The sequence below is a fragment of the Pedobacter sp. ok626 genome, assembly GCF_900100435.1.
Lineage (GTDB): Bacteria > Bacteroidota > Bacteroidia > Sphingobacteriales > Sphingobacteriaceae > Pedobacter.
Genome location: NZ_FNEX01000002.1, coordinates 67133 through 89233 on the forward strand (window position 1 = coordinate 67133; position 22101 = coordinate 89233).

Sequence of the window (22101 nt, forward strand, 5' to 3'; positions counted from 1 at the left end):
ATATTTTTCTTTAATTTTTGCGCCAGGAATTATTACTCTCATCAACATCAGGTAAAACGTGTTTTGGATCCAAAACAACAGAAACTACCTCGTCATCCGTTGGATAATATACCGTCCAGGTTTTATTCCTCATCCACACATCAACAGAAATTTTAACCAGATCAGTCTTACCACTTTTTGTTTTAACCTCCATAAGGATAGGCATTGGCATTTTCTCCAAATTGGCCACAACAATATTATAGCCAGTAATAGTTCCAGCCTGTTTAACTTCTTTGACACCAGCAATAGCCTGATCCATTTTCCAATTCTCTAAAAACCAGCCTCTCCAGAACCAGGAAAGATCTTCACCTGCACCATTCTCCATAGCACGAAAGAAATCAAATGGTGATGGATGCTTATAAGCCCATTCCGATATATAGTTTCTAAAAGCATAATCAAACCTATCAGGTCCCAGGATCTGATCCCTTAAGATATCCATTCCCCAACCCGGTTTATAGTACAAATTTATGCCAATATTCGCCTCTTTCATTGCATCTGGACTCAACATGATGTATTCCAATCCAGGCGAGCCAAGCCCTTTGGCAATTTTATGCATATCCGCAGGTTCATCATTATATTCCCCTTTGTTAAAGGCTTCAGTAGATAGTCCATTAATAAAAGTATTAAATCCCTCGTCCATCCAGCCAAACTTACGCTCATTACTACCCACAATCATAGGAAACCAGGTGTGTCCAAATTCATGATCAATTACACCCCAGGCACTTGCCCCTTTGGCCGTCCATCCACAAAACACAATTCCAGGATATTCCATCCCACCAACATTAGAAGCCACATTTACCGCCATGGGATAAGGATATTCAAACCATTTATCAGAATAATGCTCTATCGAAGCTTTCACATACTCCACGGCTCTTCCATAACCATCTTTGCCATTGCTTTCAACCGGATGCGCCGAAACCGCAAGTGACTTTTTACCACTAGGCAAATTAATACGAGCAGCATCAAGTACAAAAGCCTTTGAAGAGGCCCAAGCCACGTCACGTGTATTTTTGATTTTAAATCTCCAGGTAAGTTTATCTTTTGCCGGACGCGATTTAGCATCCGTCACCTCCGACTCAGATCTAATTGCTATTGTTTTATCACTCAGTTTCGCAGCATTCCAACGTTTTAACTGTTCAGCTGTAAATACTTCTTGCGGATTCAACAACTCACCAGAGCCCATTACAATATGATTAGCTGGTGCTGTTACCGCAAAATCTACATCGCCATACTCACAATAAAACTCTCCAGCACCCCAATAAGGCAATGTATTCCATCCAAGGATATCATCGTAAACACTCATTCTAGGAAACCACTGCGCAATCGCAAAAATCTCCCCATTCTTTGTAGCCAAATGTCCCATTCTATCTGAGCCATTAACCGGAATAATAAATGAGAAATTCATCTTGATAACAATTATATCACCATTCGCTTCCATTGGTGCAGCTAAGCGAATCTGCATCCGGGTGTCCTCAGTTAACGTAGTAAATTTAACCGGCTTTAATTTTTGCGATATGGCAATTCCATCTATTTTGTAGCCACCCACTAACTTTTCGCCTCTCGAACCATAGCGGCTACCTGCAGCGATCAAAGCATTACCACGAGAATCTGTCGAAAATAAATTCTGATCCAGTTGCAACCATAAAAAAGGCAGACGATCAGGACTATTATTTTTATAAGTAATCGTAACAGTTCCAGATACGGTATTCTTTACTTCATCAAGATTTGCAGTGATGCTATAATCTGCACGGTTCTGCCAATATTTTGGCCCGGGTGCTCCACTGGCCGAACGATATTCATTCCCATTTTGCGTATAAAACAATGGACTAAAAGCTGCATGAGGATCGTAATTGCTCGCAGGAAGAGTACCTTGCTGTGTAAAACCGGTAAAACACCAGATACACAGCAAAGCGCATAATAAAGTGGATTTATGAATCATATTAAATTGTTAGTTACAATTTAATAAAGGTATAAAACGAAATGAGATCCGCCTATAATGTAACGGTATTATTAATCAGCCTTTAATTTAGGCATTGCTGATATCTTTCTTTCCTCAGGAGATAGTTTTAACCAGCTATGGTAAGCTTTAACCGTATAATAAGCATAATTAAAAGGTCTTTCACTTTTCACCAATTCCTCTGGCGGTCTATACATGGCCATAAAATTCTTCAGATCATCACCTTTAAGCTTTACCAGATCAGAGACATAAGCTTCTGTAAAAACGGCATTGATTTCCGCTTGATAACGATCTCTTTCCTCCAGCAATCTAATCTTTTCTTGCTGCCTTCTGTACTTTCCATAACCAAGATTAAAAAGTAGCCCGCCTGCCCTATCGTTGTTACCTTTCCCCTGAAGACCATCCGTAGCAACACGCGTATAAGGTTTGGCAAAAGGGTCGGGAGCTAAAATATAGGGATTTATTTTTGCCCCCATAATTTCAACCTCCCTTAGCGTAGTGGAATTACCCGGTAAAAATATAATTTTCGACTCCAGGTTAATTAAAAACAAAGTATCTGTATGGTAGCCTACCGCCGAAAACTCAATCAAATCACCAACCTTAGCAGGGATTGTAAACTGCCCAGCAGCCTTAGTTACTTCAACTCTACTATTGCTTAGATTTCTAACCCTAACGCTCTGTAATGGAAAGGTTCGATTGTCAAAATCATAAACATTACCAGACACGGTCCCCCCTTGCGCCATTATTTTAAATGGAACAATAAACACAAGGAACAAGAGCAGATTTTTAAGCATAATCAAATGTAAGGCTGTTTAATCGGTAAATATATAATTTAACAAAGTTTAACAGGAAAAGTTTTACCGCCCCTATTTCAAAACAGCCCTATATTGATCCTCATCAAAACTGATCAGCATAGGCTTTCCATCAACTTCAACTATCGGGCGTTTTATGGCACTATTATTTTGGAGTAAAACCTCAATTGCAGACTTTTTATCCGTTACCATTTGCTGTACCTCAGGACTCAACTTCTTCCAGGTAGTTCCTTTTTTATTTAAAACAGTTTCCCATCCAAAAACATCACACCAGTCATTCAACTTTTCAGCAGTAATCCCTTTTTTCTTGAAATCATGAAACTCAGGATTAAACCCGTTTTCTTCCAGCCAGGTCCTGGCTTTTTTTACAGTATTGCAATTTGGTATTCCGTATACGATCATACTCGCAAAATTAAAACTTAATTCGTCACATTTTTAACGGGTTTCGTCACATTTTAAAATTTCAAAACTATGCGGTTTGTATTATTGCACCATAAAGGAAATCTACTGCTTTAAAGTATATATCACATGAACTCAAAAGAAATCGCCAAATTAGAACTGCTAATCGTTACAGCTGCAATTGCAATTGCATTTCTCTTTTCTCTTTTTAATAGTGGGGCAGCCCCAAATCTAAACAATGAACCTCAATCTTTGATTAGTACGGTAACGGGTAATTTTTTACCAAATTTTTTCGATTTTCTCGTCATCTCTATCAGTTATATTCTGTTGAGTTTTTATGTAACCCCCGAGCTAAACAAGAAAGAAGGGGCGGCTAAAAATGGGGTCCTGTTAACATTCACCCTTATTTCAATCGGCTTTATATCAGGTGTAATTAATGTTTTCTGGGCTACGCTACTTGCCATTAAGATCATCTACATCTTAATAACCAGCGATCAAAAGAAAAATGAATTGCAATTAGAAGCAGGCTACCTGGTTAGTTTCTGGATCATTATTACATCTGTGCTCTTTTTCTCATACACCAATTCAATTGTCAAGCTCTATGCATTGTTAGTTGTGCCTTTCGTTATAATGTTGTACTTATATGCGATATATAGCAGCATACCAAAATCATCAAAAAGAGTCTGGAAACGTACCCGATACTTTTATTCTATGCTTTTCATGGCCGCATTCTCTACAGCAATTCTGGCAATGATTACCATACCAATAACACTTAATAACTATGGACATTTCAATAACCTTTACATTACTTTCTTTAACATCAACATTTCCATAAAAGAGCTATTGACTCATGGGGATAAAGAAGCAAACCTTCTGGTTGTATTACTCGGCAATTTCTTAACACAACTTATATTAGTTACTCCAATTGCATGGAGAATCTATAAAGACAGAAATGCCTTAAAAACGGAGGAGATCGTTACGCTAAAAACAGAGCTTGGCAAGGCAGATGCAAACCTCAATTTCTTAAAATCCCAGATCAATCCACACTTCCTTTTTAATGCTTTAAATACCTTATATGGTACAGCTTTACAAGAAAAAGCAGAACGAACCGGAGAAGGCATCCAAAGGTTGGGAGATATGATGCGCTTCATGTTGCAGGAAAATGTAGAAGACAAGATCTTACTTTCAAAAGATATCGACTATCTAAATAACTACATTGCACTGCAAAAACTACGAACTTCCACCTCTGATGGTATAATCATCGAAATTCAGATTGAAGAACAAATAAATGGCCTCCTGATTTCCCCTATGTTACTCATCCCCTTTGTTGAAAATGCATTTAAACATGGCATCAGTCTGCAGTCCCCGTCACATATTAAAATCACCTTGCAAACAAGTGGAAAAACGTTATACTTCGATGTCCACAACAGCCTCCATTTAAAACAGAACAACGATCCGGAAAAGTTGCAAACTGGAATAGGCCTTCAAAATGTAAGACAGAGATTGGACTTATTATATCCAGATCAACACGAACTCATCATCAGAGAAAATGCAAAAGAATTTTTTATCCATCTTACACTTCAGCTTTCAGGAAATGACTAGCTTTAAAAAATGATTGCTATAGCGATAGATGATGAACCCATAGCTTTGGATGTAGTGCGGTCGCACGCCTCTAAGGTTCCCTTTATTGAACTTGTTGAAACCTTTACAAACGCCTTTGATGCCATAACCTTTCTTCAGAACAACAAAGCAGATCTCATTTTCCTGGATATAAAAATGCCAGACATTAATGGAATTGATTTTCTGAATAGTCTAAGCACACCTCCAATGGTAATTTTCACTACCGCCTACTCTGAACATGCAGTAAAAAGTTTCGAACTCGATGCCATTGACTATTTGCTAAAACCTTTTTCGCTTCCAAGATTCTTAAAGGCTTGTAATAAAGCTCAGGAACTTTATAGCCTCAGAAACAATTCAGGGGAGCTACAACAAGTAGCTCATATCTTTGTTAAAGACGGCTATGAGCAAATAAAGGTATCAATTAACGATATTCTTTATATTGAAGCTTCAGGAAATTACACTCAAATTCACCTGAACAACAACAGACTGCTTAGCACAAGAGTCACGCTCAACGAAATGCTGCAGTTACTGCCCTTTAAAAATTTCATCCGCATACATCGTGCATTCATTGTCGCGAAAGAAAAGATAGCTAAGTTTGACCGCAGTCAGGTCTGGGTTGGAGACAAATCAATCCCTATTGGTGCTACATACCTACAATATCTCCAAGAATTAAGCTAATTTCCCGAACAAATTAAGTATCAGCAGACCGCTAATTAAATATTATCACTAATATTGTCCGTTATTATAACTATTGATTTTAATTATCAACCTATAGCATGTTTAAACTAAATTTTAAACAACAAGTATTAACAGGCTTCATTGTCTCTCTATCATTTGTTCTGTTATCAGCAATAACCTCATATTTTAGTATTGATAAACTTAACGACGACACCAAATGGCAGGGACACACCTACGATGTGATTAGCCTCGTCAAAGATATAGAGTTTCAAGTTCTCAATTCAGAAACTGGGCTCAGGGGTTATATCATGGGCGGAAAACCAGCGTATCTGATACCTTATAAGGAAAATTCTTCGAAGATTTTAAATACAATTCAGGATTTAAAAAGATCCGTTAGTGACAACTCGGCGCAGGAAACACTCATTGACTCCCTTGATTTTTACGCCCATGAGAAAGTAGAAGAAATGAAAGAATCCCTACGTACTTATGAACTAAAAGGAGAAGATATAGCTTCAATTCGTGTAATGAATGGCACTGGACTATTTTTCAAAAACAAAGTTCTTGAACTAAGCAATAAGATCATTCAGGCTGAAAAAGAATTGCTAATCAAAAGAAAAGCAAATATTCATAAAAGTAGCTTTCAAAGCGAACTTGTAGTTGTACTCAGTTCAGTTGTCATTTTCTGTCTGATCTTGTTCCTACTATCCTATATCAGACGAACATTTGATCAGCAAAAAGAAACAGAAATTCAAATCAGAGATTCAAACCTTGAACTGGAAAAAATTTCAGCAGAGAACGAGCAAAAAAACTGGTTGCTTTTAGGAGCTACCGCAATTAATGAGGCCATGCGTGGCGAACAGGAGTTAGATGAACTGGCTACCAATATTATTACTAAAATCTGCAACTATATCAATGCCCCCATTGGCGCCTTTTTCCTAGTTAATCAAATTAAAAAGACCATTAAATTTGAAGGGGGATATGCCTGGCAGAATACAAAAAGCACCAGACATGAATATCATTTTGGTGAAGGTTTTATTGGGCAAGCGGCAGCAGAAAAGCAGAATAAATTACTGGATAACATACCAACAGATTATATTAAAATGCATTCTGGGCTCGGGGAAGCTCCTCCCAACTGTATTTACGTAATGCCTATAGTTTTCGAAGACGAATCTATTGCCATTATTGAATTAGGACTAAATACACAACCTAATGAGACTGTCCAATTGCTGTTAAACACTGTTGCTGAAAGCATAGGTGTTGGTGTAAACAGTGCTATGGCCCGTGTTAAACTAAGAGCATTATTTGAGCAAACCCAACAGCAGGCGGAAGAACTGGAAAGCCAACAGGAAGAATTACGTACAACAAACGAAGAACTGGTCTACAAATCTGAGCAGCTGCAAGCATCAGAAGAAGAACTAAGAGTTCAACAAGAAGAGTTACGCCAAACCAATGCAGAATTGGAAGAAAAGGCGCAACAGCTTGAAGAACGCAACATTGCCGTAAACCAAGCCAAAGAAGCGATAAGTGTAAAAGCCGAAGAACTAGAGATTTCAAGTAAGTACAAATCAGAATTCCTGGCCAATATGAGTCATGAGTTGAGAACACCATTAAACAGTATCTTAATTCTAGCACGTATTTTAAAAGAAAATCGTCCCGAAAATCTGAATGAAGATCAGATAAAATATGCAGGTGTAATTCATAATGCAGGAACTGACTTGTTAACATTGATTAATGACATCCTTGATCTGTCTAAAATCGAATCCGGAAAACTGGATCTTAGCATATCGCCATTAAAACCTGCGGACATTAAACAAGATATGGAGGCTCTATTTACGGAATTGGCCAAAAGTAAAAAAATCACTTTCCAAACCATACTTGACACAGCCTTACCCAAAGCCATTCTTACCGATCAATCGAGAGTGAAACAGGTGGTCAAAAACATGCTTTCAAATGCCTTTAAATTCACACCGGAGCATGGAGAAATTACACTCGAAATACACAAGGCAAAACCAGATACAGTCTTTTTCTCGAGTCAATTAAAAACGACAACCGAAGACGTCATTGCCATTACGGTAAAGGACACTGGAATTGGCATCCCTGCAGATAAGCAAAAGCTAATATTTGAAGCCTTCCAGCAAGCAGACGGCTCTACCAGTAGAAAATACGGGGGTACAGGACTAGGCTTATCTATTAGCAAGGAACTCGCGCATATCTTAGGTGGAGAGATTCAGGTTAAAAGTAAACAGGGACAAGGAAGTACATTCACTTTCTTCATTCCAAAAAATAATGAAGCGAATAATCAACATCATCAGGACACGATAGTTGAGATTGAAGAACCAACCATTACTCCCATCCTTCCCGATCCAAAATTCATCCCAAGTCAGCCAAACGAAAAACAAAAGTTACTGATTGTTGAAGATGATCTGCCCTTTGCTGATTTACTTAATGATTATGCAAAAGAAAAAGGCTTTGCTCCTATTCTTGCACACAGTGGTGGCGTAGCCCTTGAGATGGCCTTCTCTGAGCTTCCAGATGCCATCGTGTTAGATGTGATGTTACCGGTAATGGATGGCTGGACTATCCTTAAAAAATTAAAAGCTGATCCAAGAACCAAACACATCCCTGTTCACATGATGTCAGCAGGGAATGAAAAAGTGGGAAAAGCCAAAAAAGAAGGAGCCATTGGCTTTCTGAAAAAACCAACAGAAAAAGAACAACTCGATGAAGCATTCGAACTACTAAGTGCTGCTCATTTAAAATACAACTTAAACACCGTGCTTGTTATTGAAGATCAGGAATTGCATAGCACCATCCTAACGCAACAATTAACAGAAAGAGGTGTCGAAGTAAAACAAGCTTTTACCGGTAAAGAAGCACTAACCCTTTTGGAGCAACATACTTTTGATTGTATTATCCTCGACCTCAAACTTCCGGATATTTCAGGGTTCGAATTGCTGGATATCATCAAAGCTCGTCCAGACTGCGCTCATATCCCGGTAATCATCAATACCGCGATGGAATTGGATGAGGAGAAAATGGCTCATATCATGAAGTACACCGAAGCTATGGTCCTAAAATCGAATAAATCTAACGATAGACTAATAGATGAGGTGAGTTTGTTTATGAACAAGCTAAAACAAGATGGTCCTGTCACCTCAGCTACCATCAGCAAACATCATAGCGGCAAAACTTCCTCTACAATGGAAAAGGTTTTGAAGGATAAAACCATTTTGATCACAGACGATGATATGCGTAATATATTCGCACTATCCAGTGCTCTACAAGCCTATGATTTAAAAATTGTTATCGCAAATAATGGCCGAGAAGCCATAGAGAAGCTAGAATCCAATCAGATTGATCTTGTACTCATGGACATCATGATGCCTGAAATGGATGGCTATGAAGCCATGAGAATCATTAGAAGCAAAAAAGATTTTGCCAGGTTGCCTATCATTGCCTTAACTGCTAAAGCAATGAAAAATGATAAAGAAAAGTGTATTGAAGCAGGGGCCAATGACTATATCTCCAAACCGGTAGATATGGATAAGTTACTTTCAATGTTAAGAGTTTGGCTAAGCTAAGATGAATAACGATACCGACACCATTACCTATGAAGAACTGGATAACCTGATCATCTTCATAAAAAACATTCATGGTTTTGATTTCAGCGACTATTCTGCTGCCTCCTTAAAAAGAAGGGTAACCAGAATCATGGAGTTGCAAAAACTAAGCTTGTTCGACTTACGTACCCTGTTAACCAATGATCAAGATTATTTTGAGTCATTTTTAATCGAGATAACCGTTAATGTAACCGAAATGTTTAGAGATCCATCCTTCTACAAATCGGTAACTACCAATGTCATCCCATATTTAAATTCCTATCAAAGGATTAAAGTCTGGAATGCAGGCTGCTCTACAGGAGAAGAGCTCTATTCTTTTGCGATCATGTTCGCCGAAGCAAATTTATACGACCGTTGCTTTTTTTACGGTACAGACATTAACTCCGATGTATTGGAAGAAGCAAAAAACGGGATTTACAACTTGCAGAAGATGAAACAATACGCTGAGAATTTTCAGAAAACCGAAACAACAAACACATTATCTAATTATTATACGGCAAAGTATAACGCTGCATCGATTAATCATTCCTTAAAAAAGAATATTCTCTTTTCTGTACATAATCTAGCTTCAGATGGGGTATTTAATGAGTTCCAGGTAATTTCTTGCCGCAACGTCCTTATTTATTTCAACATCGAACTACAAAAAAGAGTCATAGAGTTATTTTACAATAGTTTAGCTAATTTTGGTTTTTTATGTCTTGGGTCAAAAGAGACATTAAGAAGTACTGAATTGGGCCGCTTTAAAGTAATTGACAAAAAGAACAACATTTACCAAAAAATAGCATAGTGTTTAAACCCGCTGAATTAATAAAAAAAGCATGGAAAAAATTAACATATTAATTGTTGATGACAGACCCGAAAATATTATCGCCCTTGAAGCTCTTCTGCAAAGAAATGATATTAATATAATCAGTACCACCAATCCCAATGAAGCCCTTAGGTTATCTTGGGAAATGGATATTGCCATTGCATTGATTGATGTTCAAATGCCTGAAATGGACGGGTTCGAATTGGTAGAAATCTTAAAAAGCAACCCCAGAACTAAAGAGATACTCGTCATATTTGTGACCGCCATATCCAAAGAAACTAAGCATGCGGTTAAAGGATTAAATACCGGCGCCGTTGATTACCTATATAAACCCTTAGACCCCTATATTACCTCTGCTAAGGTTGACTCATTTATCCAATTTGTCAGAAATCAAAGAGAAGTAAAAACCAAGAATAAAGAGCTTGAAGCCAATCAGAAAGAACTGATCAAAGCAAAAGATCTGGCCGAGCAAGGCAGACGCATTAAAGATAACTTTTTGGCCAATATGAGCCACGAGATCCGGACGCCAATTAACGGAATTATTGGAATCACTCAACTTCTAAAAAAAACTACCCTTAGCGATGAGCAGCTTGAGATGGTTAACCTACTAGAAGTTTCTTCTAACTCCTTACTTGGGGTCATCAATGATGTCCTTGACCTATCGAAAATAGAATCCGGAAAGTTTAAAATCAGTAGAGCACCTACAGACATCGTTAAAATATGCGAAGCGGTTGTAGACCTGCTACGTATCCCTTCGGTTGAAAAGAAACTTGAGTTAAGCATACATCTTGATCCTGAACTACCAAAAATGATTCATGCCGATTCTCTTCGTTTAAATCAGATCTTGATGAATCTAATTGGCAATGCCATTAAATTTACGCATGAAGGTTCTGTAAGCTTAAAGGTGGAGATATTGGACAGAAAAGGGAACAATGTTCATCTCAAATTTTCTGTTATAGATTCGGGTATCGGCATCGCAAAAGAGAACATTGATAAGATTTTTGAAACTTTTGAGCAGGCAGATGAACAAACCACCATTAAATTTGGAGGTACCGGTTTAGGACTCTCCATTGTTAAAAACCTCGCAAAACTTAAAGGAGGTCTACTTGAAGTGCAAAGTGAAGAATTTAAGGGGAGCACTTTTTGTTTTACCAACTGGTATGAAATATTTAAAGAAACTACCGTGGATAAAAAACCTACAGAAGAAAAATTGACACCACTTAGCAACACCAAAATTCTTGTTGCTGAAGACAACCCCATTAATAAATTTCTGATTACCAAAATCCTGCAAAGCTGGCAGATTGAAATGGATGTCGTAGAAAACGGAAAAGAGGCATTAGAAAAACTAAGAGAGAACGATTACGACCTTATCCTAATGGATACCTTTATGCCGGTAATGAATGGATTAGAAGCCATCAAACTGATTCGCGAAGGTTATGCAAGTGGAAAAGAAAACATTCCCATTATCACATTCTCTGCCGCAGTGATGGATACGGATAAAGAAACAGCCATAGCTGCCGGTGCCAATGATGTAATTAGTAAACCATTTGAACCAACTGTATTACACAAAAAAATACAGGAATATACTAAGGTTATTGGTTAAAAGCGGTCATAGTTTTAGCAGGACCGACAGTAACAAAGCTTTTGATCAGCTCTGTACTTCTATCTATCAATGCGGGTAATTCCGGTAACTCATCTTTATCAAAAGGGGACAGCACATAATCGGCTTGTTGTCCTCTACCAAAATTGTCGCTGATACCAAAGCGTAAGCGTGGATAACCTTGTCCGCCACAAAGCCCCTCAATGCTTTTTAAGCCATTATGTCCAGCGCTGCTACCTTGTAATTTCAGGCGCAATTTGCCCAAAGGCAAAGCCAGATCATCAACGATAACCAGTACGTTCTCTAGGGGAATTTTTAATTCCTGCATGTAATAGTTTACCGCCTTACCACTTAGGTTCATATAAGTTGTTGGTTTAATCACATGTAGCTTTCTACCTTTAAAACCAACCTCAGCATAATAAGCCAGGCGAGTATTCGTAAATGTTCCCTCCTGCTGCTTTACCAGCTCGTCAGCAATCATAAAACCAATGTTATGGCGGGTATACGCATATTCAGGACCAATGTTCCCTAAACCAACAATTAAGTATCTCATCTTGCCACAAATATAATAGTAAATACAAAAAAAAGCAGCACCGATTGGGTGCTGCTTTTTATATTTAAACTGCTAAGCAAGAATTATTTTTTTCCAGCTGCTTGTTCTGCTTGTTTTAAAGCTCTTGACATACCAACTGAAACGATAGTATCTTCACCTGTGTTAGTGATAGTGTAGTTACCTTTTGCAAGATCACGTACACGGAACAAGTTACCAACTTCCATTTTAGCGATGCTCACTTCAATTGTTTGAGGCATATCTTTAGGGAATGCTCTAACACGAAGTTTACGTAATTTTTGAACTAATTTACCACCCATTTTAACACCTGGAGAAGTACCAGTAATTTTAACAGGGATTTCCATTAAGATTTCTTTGTCATCAAATAACTGAAGAAAATCTACGTGCATTAACACTTCTGTTAATGGGTGAAATTGTAATTCTTTAATGATAGCTTTCAATTTAGTACCATTAACTTCAATTTCAATAAAGTTTGCTTCTGGAGTGTATATAGCATCCTTCAAATCAGTGATTAAAACAGCAAAGTGAATTTGCTCTTTACCACCATACAATACTGCAGGAACTTTACCTTCGTAGCGAAGCTCTTTAGCATCGCGTTTCCCTACGTTCTCTCTTGGAGAACCGCTAATTGCGATTGTTTTCATTTTTATTTATTTTATTTGTTATAATTCTTAAACATTAAAAAGGTCACTAATAGATCCATGCTCATTTACATTGGCAATTGCTTTTGCAAATAATGGAGCAGTAGTAAGCACTCTTATTTTTGCACTTTCCTGTTTTAAAGGAATCGTATCCGTAACAATCAACTCAGTCAACATTGAGTTCTCAATAGTTTCATAAGCTTTACCTGATAATACAGGGTGTGTACAAACCGCTCTTACACTGTTCGCACCTTTTTCCATGATCAAAGCAGCTGCTTTAGCCAAGGTACCAGCGGTATCGCAAATATCGTCAATCAAAACAACATCCTGTCCTACTACATCACCGATGATCGACATAGACTCAATTTCGTTTGCACGTTTACGTCTCTTATCACAAATTACTACCTCTGCATTAAAGAACTTTGCAAAAGTACGAGCACGATAAGAACCACCCATATCTGGTGAAGCGATTATTAAGTTTTCCAGTCCCAAACTTTTAATATAAGGAACAAAGATGACAGAACCATCAAGGTGATCAACCGGGATATCAAAAAATCCCTGTATCTGTGCAGCGTGAAGATCCATAGTCATGATTCTGTGGATACCCGCAGATTTCAGTAGATTAGCCACCAATTTAGCACCTATTGCCACCCTTGGTTTATCTTTTCTATCTTGTCTTGCCAAACCATAGTAAGGAACAACTGCAGTAATGTAATGTGCTGAAGCCCTTTTCGCAGCATCAACCATTAGCAACAATTCCATTAAATTATCAGAAGGTTGGTAAGTAGACTGTATGATAAAAACATCACAACCACGTACAGTTTCATCATAAGAAGGCTGAAACTCACCGTCGCTAAACTTATTTAAAGTTACATCGCCAAGTGGTTTGCCGTATTGTTCGGCAATTCGTTTTGCTAATTCTTTTGTACCTGTTCCGGCAAAAAGTTTAACGGGATTAAATTGCAATGGCATGATCGAAGGTATATCAATGCTGGTTAAAAAAAATCGGATTGTGAACTAAACCACAATCCGAATATTGTTAGTTGCCCCACCAGGATTCGAACCTAGACAAACGGTACCAAAAACCGTTGTACTACCTTTATACTATAGGGCAATCTTTCCGTTTAAAAGCTTCTGATTAGAGTTGCTTTGAAAGGGAATGCAAATGTACGCACATTTTTGAATTTTGCAAATACAAACTCAAAAAAACTCGAATTATTTCAAGTCTATTTTCTACCTCTCAAAATAACCACTTAAAAATGAGCAATTTGTTTCTATAAAAAAACAATTATTTTTTTTGAAAAAATTCACCTCAGCTATCTTAACGATAACTTTAGCTACATTATAGTGTATGTAAGACGGAAAATGACAAAATGCAATGCTCTTGACGAAAATTCTTCACAAGATTAAGGTTTCTTCACACCTGGTTCACACCTCCTTCACACCAAACCCACAAAAAGGTACCTTTTTGTGAAGAAAGTGTGTCTAATGTGTGGATCATGTGAGGACTATTCCTTAACTCCGTTCCGATTCAGCAAACTTATGTACTTGATCAAGCTCCTTGAATCCAATGATACCACCAAAAAAATTACTAAAAAATGTTAAACTCCTCCATACATTGCCTTACTATCAATCTTATTCTTTATTTTCGGCTGCATTTTAATCGCCTCAATAACACATTAACTATTCAATAAAGAAATGAATTATTCAAAAATTAATAATCTTACTGGCTGGCTTTGCTTTCTAATTGCCGCTGTAACTTATATTTTAACATTAGAACCATCTGTAAGTTTCTGGGATTGCGGTGAGTTTATCGCTTCCGCTTTTAAAATGCAGGTTGTGCATCAACCAGGTGCTCCGTTATTTTTAATGATTCAAAGATTCTTCTCTCTTTTCGCTTTCGGCGATATTCATAAGATTGCCTATTTTATGAACGTAGGTTCGGCAATTGCCAGTGCTGCCACTATATTATTCTTATTCTGGACCATCACAGCTTTAGCTAAGAAAGTCCTGATCAAAGAAAACGAAGAAATCTCTAAGGGTAATTTAATCGCTATCATGGGAGCAGGTGCAGTTGGTGCCTTGGCCTATACTTTTTCTGATAGTTTCTGGTTTTCGGCTGTTGAATCTGAAGTATATGCTTTATCATCTTTATTTACAGCCATCGTTTTCTGGGGAATTTTAAAATGGGAAGCCCAGGCAAATGAACCACGTGCTGATAGATGGTTGCTATTTATAGCTTATATTATGGGCTTATCGATCGGTATTCACTTATTGAACTTACTTACGATTCCAGCTATCGCTTTTGTTTACTACTTTAAAAAGACAGACAAACCTACTACTGCAGGAATTGTTAAAACAGGAATCATAGGTATACTTATTCTTGCCGTTATACAATATGGAATTATACAATACCTGGTTTCATTTGGTGCATATTTCGATTTATTCTTTGTCAACACTTTAGGATTAGGCTTTGGCTCAGGCGTACTTTTCTTTGCCATTTTATTAATCGCTGGTTTAGTATGGGGAATCCGTTATTCTATCAAACACCAGAAAAAAGTTTTAAACTTAGCATTGCTTTCAACCGTATTGATCATATTCGGTTATTGCTCATTTGCGATGATTGTTATCCGTGCAAAAGCAAGTCCTAACCTAAACAACAGCGATCCTGAAAATGCTTTCTCATTCCTAAGCTATTTAAACAGGGAACAATATGGCGACAGACCACTATTGTTTGGTCCTAACTATAACTCACAAAAAGTAAACCTTACACAAGGCAAAACCTTATATAGAAAAGGTGATGACAAATATGAGGTTGCTGGTAAAAAAACTGAATACGAATACGACAAAACCACTCCTTTCCCAAGGATGTATAGTGATGAGGGACGACATGTTTCTTATTATAAGGATATGATGGGTTTTGACGATAGTCATTTCCCTAGCTTGTTTGACAACATTGGTTTCCTTTTCAGGTACCAGGTGGGCCAAATGTACATGCGCTACTTTATGTGGAACTTTGTTGGCCGTCAAAATGACGATCAGGGACAAGGAAGCTTATACGAAGGGCAATGGTTAAGCGGTGTTAAACCTATTGATGCGATGATGCTTGGTGATCAGAAAAACCTTCCACCATCTATCGTAGACAGCAATGCTTACAACCGCTTCTTCTTCCTTCCACTTATTCTCGGTTTACTGGGTGCTATTTGGCACTTTAAAAGAAATCAAAAGGACGCAGGCATTGTTGCCTTATTGTTTTTCTTTACCGGTCTGGCTATTGTACTTTACCTGAATCAAAAGCCACTTGAACCTCGTGAAAGGGATTATGCTTATACCGGATCCTTCTATGCCTTTGCCATTTGGATAGGTCTAGGCGTATTGGCCATCCGCGAATGGTTATTCAAAAAACTAACACCTGCAACAGGAGCTGTATTGGCTACGATTACAGGCTTATTTGCCGCACCAGTTATTATGGGCGCTCAAGGTTGGGATGATCACGATCGTTCGAGCAAAATGGTAGCTCACGACATTGCAGTCGATTACCTGCAGTCCTGTGCACCTAACGCCATTCTATTTACTTATGGTGACAACGATACTTACCCATTATGGTATGCCCAAGAGGTAGAAAACATCAGACCGGATATTAAACTGGTTAACTTAAGTTTGTTCGACACCGACTGGTATATCAATGGAACAAGAAAACTGCAAAACGAATCTGCACCCCTACCTATAACAATGAAGCCTTCTCAATATGTACAAGGTGTTAGAGATGTAATGTATTACCAGGATTATAAAGTTGCTGGTTCTGTAGAATTAAGCAACATTCTTGCGATCCTTTTATCTGACGATGCTGAGGATAAACTTCCGTTACAAGATGGAAGCAGAGAAAACTTTATTCCTACCAAGAACTTTAAACTTACAGTAAACAAAGCCGACGTACTTAAAAATGGCGTTGTAAGCCCAGCAGATTCAAGTAAAATTGCTCCTGTATTGGAATGGACATTCAATAAAAACTATGTAACCAAAGGTACATTGGCTTTCTTCGACATTCTGGTACACAACGACTGGAAAAGACCTATCTATTTTGCCAGCACTGTACCGTCAGATCAATACAATGGCCTTGACAACTATTTATACAACGAAGGCTTAGCCTTGCGTTTACTGCCATTAAAAGCTGACACATCAGCAAATAGAGCAGAGCTGATCAACACGCCTGTTCTTTACAAAAACGTGATGGATAAATTTGTATGGGGAAATATCAAGAATGCAAAATACCTTGATCCTCAATCATCAGATGACATATCGATCTTTACCAACGTATTCAACAACACCATCTCTGGCTTAATCAAAGAAGGTAAAGCTGAAGATGCTAAGAAAGCTGTAAATCGTTACTTTGAAGTAATGCCTGAGCGCTTCTATGGAATGCGTTCTATGATGGGCACCTATTTCATGGCTGAAAATCTTTATCTGTTAGGTGACGTTAAAAGAGCGAATGCTTTAATTGAAAAATCTGCAGCATACATCCAAAAGGAACTTACTTACCTGGCCGATGTTTCTGAAAGCAAGCGTAAATTTATTGGCGGACAGAACGTTCAACTAGGTTTATCATTCCTAAATCAAATGTCTAAAACAGCCGCACAGCATCAGCAAACAAAACTGAGCGAAAGCTTAAACCATCAGTTTGAAGGCCTTGAAGCAAGGTTCTCACCATACTTTGCCGCTGGTCAGTAAAGCTCGCATTCTGTTCTCCGGCTGCATTAATTCTCGCTGAAAAAGCTCGAACAAACGCTAGGCCGGTTCACAGAAAACTCGTTTTAACCTTACCTTATTCAGTGCTTAATCATAAGCACTGAATAACTAATTAAAATACTTAGCAAAAAAGAGGGCTGCATTTGATTGCAGCCCTCTTTTTTGTTATTAGCATCCTGTTATTAATACCATGCTATAATTCGGTAGAAGCGAGTTTTCTGTGAACCGGCCTAGCGTTGTTTGCCCTTCTTCAGGGCAAATTATGCAGACGGAGAACAGAATGCGAGCTTATCCTTCGTTGACAACACCCATTGCACAGAATTTATCAATCCTTGCAGCAATCATCTTGTCTGTCTTTTCTTTTTTAAGCACTGCAAGATCCTTTATAATCTGATCTTTTACAGTCTGTGCCATTAGCTCAGGGTTTTGATGTGCACCACCAAGCGGTTCTTTAATTATCCCATCGATAAGCTTATTTCTAAACATATCATCAGAAGTTAATTTTAAGCATTCAGCTGCACGCTCTTTGAAGTCCCAGCTGCGCCATAAAATAGACGAGCAAGACTCAGGAGAGATTACCGAATACCAGGTATGCTCCAGCATATATACTTTATCGCCTATACCAATTCCTAATGCACCACCGGATGCACCTTCGCCCACTACAAAGCAAATAATAGGGACTCTTAACACCGACATTTCAAGCAAATTACGTGCAATAGCTTCACCTTGTCCGCGTTCTTCAGCCTCTAAGCCAGGGTAAGCACCCATAGTATCGATGAAAGAAATCACAGGTTTATTGAATTTTTCGGCCAAACGCATTAAGCGAAGGGCCTTTCTATAACCTTCAGGATTGGCCATACCAAAATTGCGATATTGTCTTTCTTTAGTGTTCTTGCCTTTTTGATGACCAATGATCATTACAGTCTCGCCATTAATCGTTGCAAAACCACCTATAATCGCTTTATCATCTTTAACTGTTCTGTCGCCATGCATCTCGATGAAGTCATCGCAAATCATGCTGATATAATCCAATGTTTGTGGTCGCTCAGCGTGACGAGACATTTGAACTTTTTGCCAACCTGTAAGGTTGTTATATAATGATTGCTGGGTTTGATCCAGCTTTTGTTCAAGCTCAGTTAAGGTCGCAGACATATCTACTTTGGTTTTATCGGCAACTTGTTTAACCTTCTCAATTTGCTGAGCTAGCTCAGCAATAGGCTTTTCAAAATCAAATGATGTTTTTATCTGTTCCATAATCGGGCTGTAAAAATAGACATTTTATTTTAAAAACCTTATTTATTTCATCCCCCGTTCAGGGCTGTCCTACTGTAGATATGGTACTCTCCCGCTGCCAAGGTTTTGTTATATGCATTTCCTGTTAAAGTAATTGTTGTCCCGGTTACGGCATCGTACCATACACCGGCAGCACCAAAGTCTACACTTGCATCTTTGCTACTTACATCAAAATTACCCACAACCATAACCGTATTGTCAGCTTCTGCGAGCTTAATATACTTAACACCGGCCGACAAATTATAAGTCGCATCAGCTGAACTGAAAATACTATTCTTCTTTTTAAGGTTGATAAATTTTGCATAAGCGTTATACAATGCTTTACGTTCCGTTTGTTGAAAATACTCCCAATGAATAGGTTTATTGCCCGTTCTATCATTAAAGTTTATACTGACGTCATACCCCAATTCTTCAAACTGCCAGATCATTTTAGGCCCAGGTATTGCAAAAAGGAATGCTGCAGCCATTTCTTCCCTTTTCAGTGCAACAGCAAGATTTTTCACATCATAAGTGCCAAATGCATTACCATAAGCAAGATTTTTAAACATGGTGCGTTCTTCATCATGGCTTTCAATAAAATTCAGCAGGTTTTCTGACTTTCCAAAACCGTGTTTTGCAAAAAAAGCCCAGGAGAAATCTGAATTTGCCAACCAACCCATTGTGGCTTCATTCATGTTTACATTTAAACCGTTCCAAAGCATCATACCATCGTCGGACAATACCTTTTCCTCTGTTGCATCAGCAAAATGCTCTAGTATTACATAAAAATTATTGGCATCAATACTCTTTATGTAACTGTTGTAGTCTTTCCATATCGCTACCCTACTGGCATCATAAGCACTAAAAGAGGCGTCATCGGTAGATAATTTTTGAGTAAAGCCCTTTGACAAGTCGAAACGGAAGCCGTCAATTTTATATTGCTGCATCCAAAACCTCATTACATTTTTTGCAAAGGATTTTGTAGCAGCACTTTCATGGTTAAAATCGTAACCTACATTAAAAGGATGAGTATTGGAATTTACGTTAAACCATGGACTGATAGCGAAAGGTTTACCAGAAGGCTTGTCGAAATAAAGCTGCACCATAGGCGACTGTCCAAATGAATGATTTAGTACCATATCCAGAATAACGGCTATTCCTCGACCGTGACATTCATCAACAAACCCCTGAAGGGCTGTTTTTGTACCATAATATTTATCTGGTGCGAAATAGAATGAAGGATTATATCCCCAACTTAGATTTCCTTCAAATTCATTTACCGGCATTAGCTCAATTGCATTTACGCCTAATCCAACTAAATAATCTAGCTTTTGCAGGGTCGAAGCATAATTATGATCTGCTGTAAAATCCCGAACCAACAACTCATAAATCACAAGATTATTTTTTGCTGGTCTGGTAAAACTTGCCGAGTTTTTCCAGGTATACACTGATTGATTGGCCTGCATTATACTTACAATACCTGTGGTTTTTCCGGTAGGGTAAGCTTTTAATCCCGGGTAGGTATTGTTATCTATATAAACGTCATTAACAGGATCCAGAATCTTTTCACAATATGGATCGGCGACTTTTAAATCATCATCTACCAAAAACTGGTAAGCATATTCAGTATTAGGATTTAGATTATCTAGCTGTACCCACCAGATATTTCCATCAGCTGTATTTTTCATTGGACTACCTTTCCAGTCATTAAATTCTCCGATTAAGGCCACCGACTTTTTAAATGGTGCATATAGGGTTACAATTGCTGATGTACCATTGTTGATAAATACAACACCATCCTTTGCCGCAGCGGGCAAACCGGGGTCAACCGGGGGGGCTGGTATGACTGGTACAATGGGTGTAACCGGATCTGGGTTGACCTTCCCTTTTTTACATGCAGTGGCCAATACCGATAAAATCAGTACCAGGAAATAAATCCTTTTCATAAGCTTATGGTTTATTTTTATTGATCTCGTCCTTCTATAGCAAGTTTATCCGCTAAAACCTTATCGGTTTTTCGGGGTTCTCTGATAAAAACATAACAAATAACAGCGGCAACTACCATTAGTCCTCCGCCCAACTGCACAGCCAAAAGCCTATCATTATGCAGCACCTCCCGCATTAGCCAACCAAAGCCCAGTGAGGCAATGATCTCTGGCAATACAATAAAGAAATTAAAGATCCCCATGTAAATGCCGATTTTATCCTTTGGTAAGGATCCGCTCAACATCGCATAAGGCATAGACAAAATACTAGCCCAAGCTATACCTACTCCAGTCATACACAGATAAAGCATGTTTTTATCATGTACCCAGGCAACACTGATTAAGCCCAAAGCTCCGCATAACAAACACAATGCATGTGTAGTTTTACGCCCAAGCCTGTCTGCTATCTTGGGTAAAACCAGGGCAAATAAAAAGGTAATCACACTATAATAGGCAAGTGTTAGACTACCGAAATCAGCACCATGGGCATACACCGGATCACTGGCATTTTTACCGCCAAATACATTTACCGCTACAGCTGTGGTATAATAAAACCACATTAAAAACAAGCCTGGCCATGTAAAGAACTGTACTAGCGATACAATTTGCATCCTTTTAGGCATATTCAGTAAAGAATGCCAAATCTCCTTTGCACCGCCACCAAAACCTTTATTGCTTTCCAAAACCTTTTCCTTAAAGTCTACATCGGCAGGTGGATATTCTTTAGTGGTAAAAACGGTATAAAGAACGGCTGCCAAAAAGAAAAAAGCACCTATATAAAAGGAGAACTTTACATTTTCGGGGATGCTTCCTTGTGCCGCAGTGTTACTTAAATGAAAAACATTATTCATTAGCCAAGGCAAGGCCGAAGCGATGCTACCACCTAGCCCAATCATCATACTTTGCATAATAAACCCTCTGTTCACCTGCGAATCCGGCAGTTTATCCGTAACAAATGCCCGGAAAGGTTCCATAGCTACATTTCCGGCGACATCCAAAATCCACAATAATCCCGCTGCCATCCATAAGGCGCTGCTATGTGGCATAAAAACAAGTGCAATAGAACTAATGATGGCACCTACCATAAAATAAGGTCTTCTCCTTCCCCATTTGGGATGCCAGGTTCGATCACTTAAATAGCCAATGATAGGTTGAACAAGCAGCCCCGTTAAGGGCGCAGCTAAAAACAACAAAGGAACCTGATCGGGATTAGCCCCCAGGTTTTCATAAATACGCCCCATGTTGGCACGCTGTAAGTCCCATCCAAATTGAATACCGAAAAATCCGATACTCATGTTGATGATCTGGACTAAACTTAGCTTCGGATTTTCGGTCAATGTTTTTAAGTTCATT

Annotated in this window: 15 protein-coding genes and 1 tRNA gene; 6 read left to right on the plus strand and 10 right to left on the minus strand. The window is 38.4% G+C overall.

Going from position 1 to position 22101, the window contains the following annotated elements; all coding sequences use genetic code 11:
• Positions 1-10: 10 nt before the first annotated feature.
• From BLS35_RS02515 to BLS35_RS02525, 3 genes are all read right to left on the minus strand, one after another.
• Positions 11-1978, minus strand: a complete 1968-nt coding sequence (locus BLS35_RS02515) for a M1 family metallopeptidase (RefSeq protein ID WP_165973287.1) — start codon at positions 1976-1978, stop codon at positions 11-13.
• A 71-nt stretch (positions 1979-2049) separates the two neighbouring features.
• The gene (locus tag BLS35_RS02520; RefSeq protein ID WP_090777479.1) at positions 2050-2790 is read right to left on the minus strand and encodes a carboxypeptidase-like regulatory domain-containing protein; all 741 of its coding nucleotides are present in this window, start codon (positions 2788-2790) and stop codon (positions 2050-2052) included.
• A gap of 72 nt (positions 2791-2862) precedes the next feature.
• Entirely contained in the window at positions 2863-3210 is a 348-nt protein-coding gene (locus BLS35_RS02525) for an ArsC family reductase (RefSeq protein ID WP_090777481.1), read from the minus strand.
• Between the two features lie 126 nt (positions 3211-3336).
• Between BLS35_RS02525 and BLS35_RS02530 the strand changes: the two genes are divergently transcribed.
• The 5 genes from BLS35_RS02530 (at position 3337) to BLS35_RS02550 (ending at position 11536) form a co-directional block, all read left to right on the plus strand.
• Positions 3337-4809 (plus strand): sensor histidine kinase, encoded by a 1473-nt coding sequence (locus tag BLS35_RS02530; RefSeq protein ID WP_090777483.1) that lies wholly within the window; start codon positions 3337-3339, stop codon positions 4807-4809.
• 9 nt (positions 4810-4818) lie between these two features.
• Entirely contained in the window at positions 4819-5505 is a 687-nt protein-coding gene (locus tag BLS35_RS02535; protein ID WP_090777484.1) for a LytR/AlgR family response regulator transcription factor, read from the plus strand.
• A gap of 98 nt (positions 5506-5603) precedes the next feature.
• Positions 5604-9086 (plus strand): response regulator, encoded by a 3483-nt coding sequence (locus BLS35_RS02540; protein WP_090777486.1) that lies wholly within the window; start codon positions 5604-5606, stop codon positions 9084-9086.
• Position 9087: 1 nt separating this feature from the next.
• Entirely contained in the window at positions 9088-9912 is an 825-nt protein-coding gene (locus BLS35_RS02545) for a CheR family methyltransferase (protein WP_090777488.1), read from the plus strand.
• Positions 9913-9943: 31 nt separating this feature from the next.
• Positions 9944-11536, plus strand: coding sequence for a response regulator (locus BLS35_RS02550; protein ID WP_090777489.1), 1593 nt, complete (start codon positions 9944-9946; stop codon positions 11534-11536).
• On the opposite strand, the gene pth is transcribed toward BLS35_RS02550, so the two are convergent.
• The 4 genes from pth to BLS35_RS02570 form a co-directional block, all read right to left on the minus strand.
• Positions 11526-12086 (minus strand): aminoacyl-tRNA hydrolase, encoded by a 561-nt coding sequence (gene pth, locus BLS35_RS02555; RefSeq protein ID WP_090777491.1) that lies wholly within the window; start codon positions 12084-12086, stop codon positions 11526-11528. The genes BLS35_RS02550 and pth overlap by 11 nt on opposite strands.
• A gap of 83 nt (positions 12087-12169) precedes the next feature.
• The gene (locus tag BLS35_RS02560) at positions 12170-12748 is read right to left on the minus strand and encodes a 50S ribosomal protein L25/general stress protein Ctc (RefSeq protein ID WP_090777494.1); all 579 of its coding nucleotides are present in this window, start codon (positions 12746-12748) and stop codon (positions 12170-12172) included.
• 27 nt (positions 12749-12775) lie between these two features.
• Positions 12776-13717, minus strand: coding sequence for a ribose-phosphate pyrophosphokinase (locus BLS35_RS02565; protein WP_090777496.1), 942 nt, complete (start codon positions 13715-13717; stop codon positions 12776-12778).
• Between the two features lie 71 nt (positions 13718-13788).
• Positions 13789-13859, minus strand: a tRNA-Gln gene (locus BLS35_RS02570).
• Between the two features lie 584 nt (positions 13860-14443).
• Between BLS35_RS02570 and BLS35_RS02575 the strand changes: the two genes are divergently transcribed.
• Positions 14444-17473, plus strand: a complete 3030-nt coding sequence (locus BLS35_RS02575; RefSeq protein ID WP_090777497.1) for a glycosyltransferase family 117 protein — start codon at positions 14444-14446, stop codon at positions 17471-17473.
• A gap of 306 nt (positions 17474-17779) precedes the next feature.
• On the opposite strand, the gene BLS35_RS02580 is transcribed toward BLS35_RS02575, so the two are convergent.
• From BLS35_RS02580 to BLS35_RS02590, 3 genes are read right to left on the minus strand one after another with little or no spacing between them, the layout of a single operon-like run.
• Positions 17780-18745, minus strand: a complete 966-nt coding sequence (locus BLS35_RS02580) for an acetyl-CoA carboxylase carboxyltransferase subunit alpha (RefSeq protein ID WP_090777499.1) — start codon at positions 18743-18745, stop codon at positions 17780-17782.
• A 47-nt stretch (positions 18746-18792) separates the two neighbouring features.
• Complete coding sequence (locus BLS35_RS02585; protein ID WP_090777501.1) at positions 18793-20709, minus strand: alpha-amylase family glycosyl hydrolase; 1917 nt, start codon at positions 20707-20709, stop codon at positions 18793-18795.
• A gap of 17 nt (positions 20710-20726) precedes the next feature.
• The gene (locus BLS35_RS02590) at positions 20727-22100 is read right to left on the minus strand and encodes an MFS transporter (protein WP_090777503.1); all 1374 of its coding nucleotides are present in this window, start codon (positions 22098-22100) and stop codon (positions 20727-20729) included.
• Position 22101: the final 1 nt, after the last annotated feature.

Coding starts and splice junctions, on each gene's coding strand:
- BLS35_RS02575 (WP_090777497.1), top strand. CDS start 14,444: ATGAATTATTCAAAAATTAATAATCTTACTGGCTGGCTTTGCTTTCTA.
- BLS35_RS02515 (WP_165973287.1), bottom strand. CDS start 1,978: ATGATTCATAAATCCACTTTATTATGCGCTTTGCTGTGTATCTGGTGT.
- BLS35_RS02530 (WP_090777483.1), top strand. CDS start 3,337: ATGAACTCAAAAGAAATCGCCAAATTAGAACTGCTAATCGTTACAGCT.
- BLS35_RS02540 (WP_090777486.1), top strand. CDS start 5,604: ATGTTTAAACTAAATTTTAAACAACAAGTATTAACAGGCTTCATTGTC.
- BLS35_RS02585 (WP_090777501.1), bottom strand. CDS start 20,709: ATGAAAAGGATTTATTTCCTGGTACTGATTTTATCGGTATTGGCCACT.
- BLS35_RS02525 (WP_090777481.1), bottom strand. CDS start 3,210: ATGATCGTATACGGAATACCAAATTGCAATACTGTAAAAAAAGCCAGG.
- BLS35_RS02590 (WP_090777503.1), bottom strand. CDS start 22,100: ATGAACTTAAAAACATTGACCGAAAATCCGAAGCTAAGTTTAGTCCAG.
- BLS35_RS02560 (WP_090777494.1), bottom strand. CDS start 12,748: ATGAAAACAATCGCAATTAGCGGTTCTCCAAGAGAGAACGTAGGGAAA.
- BLS35_RS02545 (WP_090777488.1), top strand. CDS start 9,088: ATGAATAACGATACCGACACCATTACCTATGAAGAACTGGATAACCTG.
- BLS35_RS02565 (WP_090777496.1), bottom strand. CDS start 13,717: ATGCCATTGCAATTTAATCCCGTTAAACTTTTTGCCGGAACAGGTACA.
- pth (WP_090777491.1), bottom strand. CDS start 12,086: ATGAGATACTTAATTGTTGGTTTAGGGAACATTGGTCCTGAATATGCG.
- BLS35_RS02580 (WP_090777499.1), bottom strand. CDS start 18,745: ATGGAACAGATAAAAACATCATTTGATTTTGAAAAGCCTATTGCTGAG.
- BLS35_RS02550 (WP_090777489.1), top strand. CDS start 9,944: ATGGAAAAAATTAACATATTAATTGTTGATGACAGACCCGAAAATATT.
- BLS35_RS02520 (WP_090777479.1), bottom strand. CDS start 2,790: ATGCTTAAAAATCTGCTCTTGTTCCTTGTGTTTATTGTTCCATTTAAA.
- BLS35_RS02535 (WP_090777484.1), top strand. CDS start 4,819: ATGATTGCTATAGCGATAGATGATGAACCCATAGCTTTGGATGTAGTG.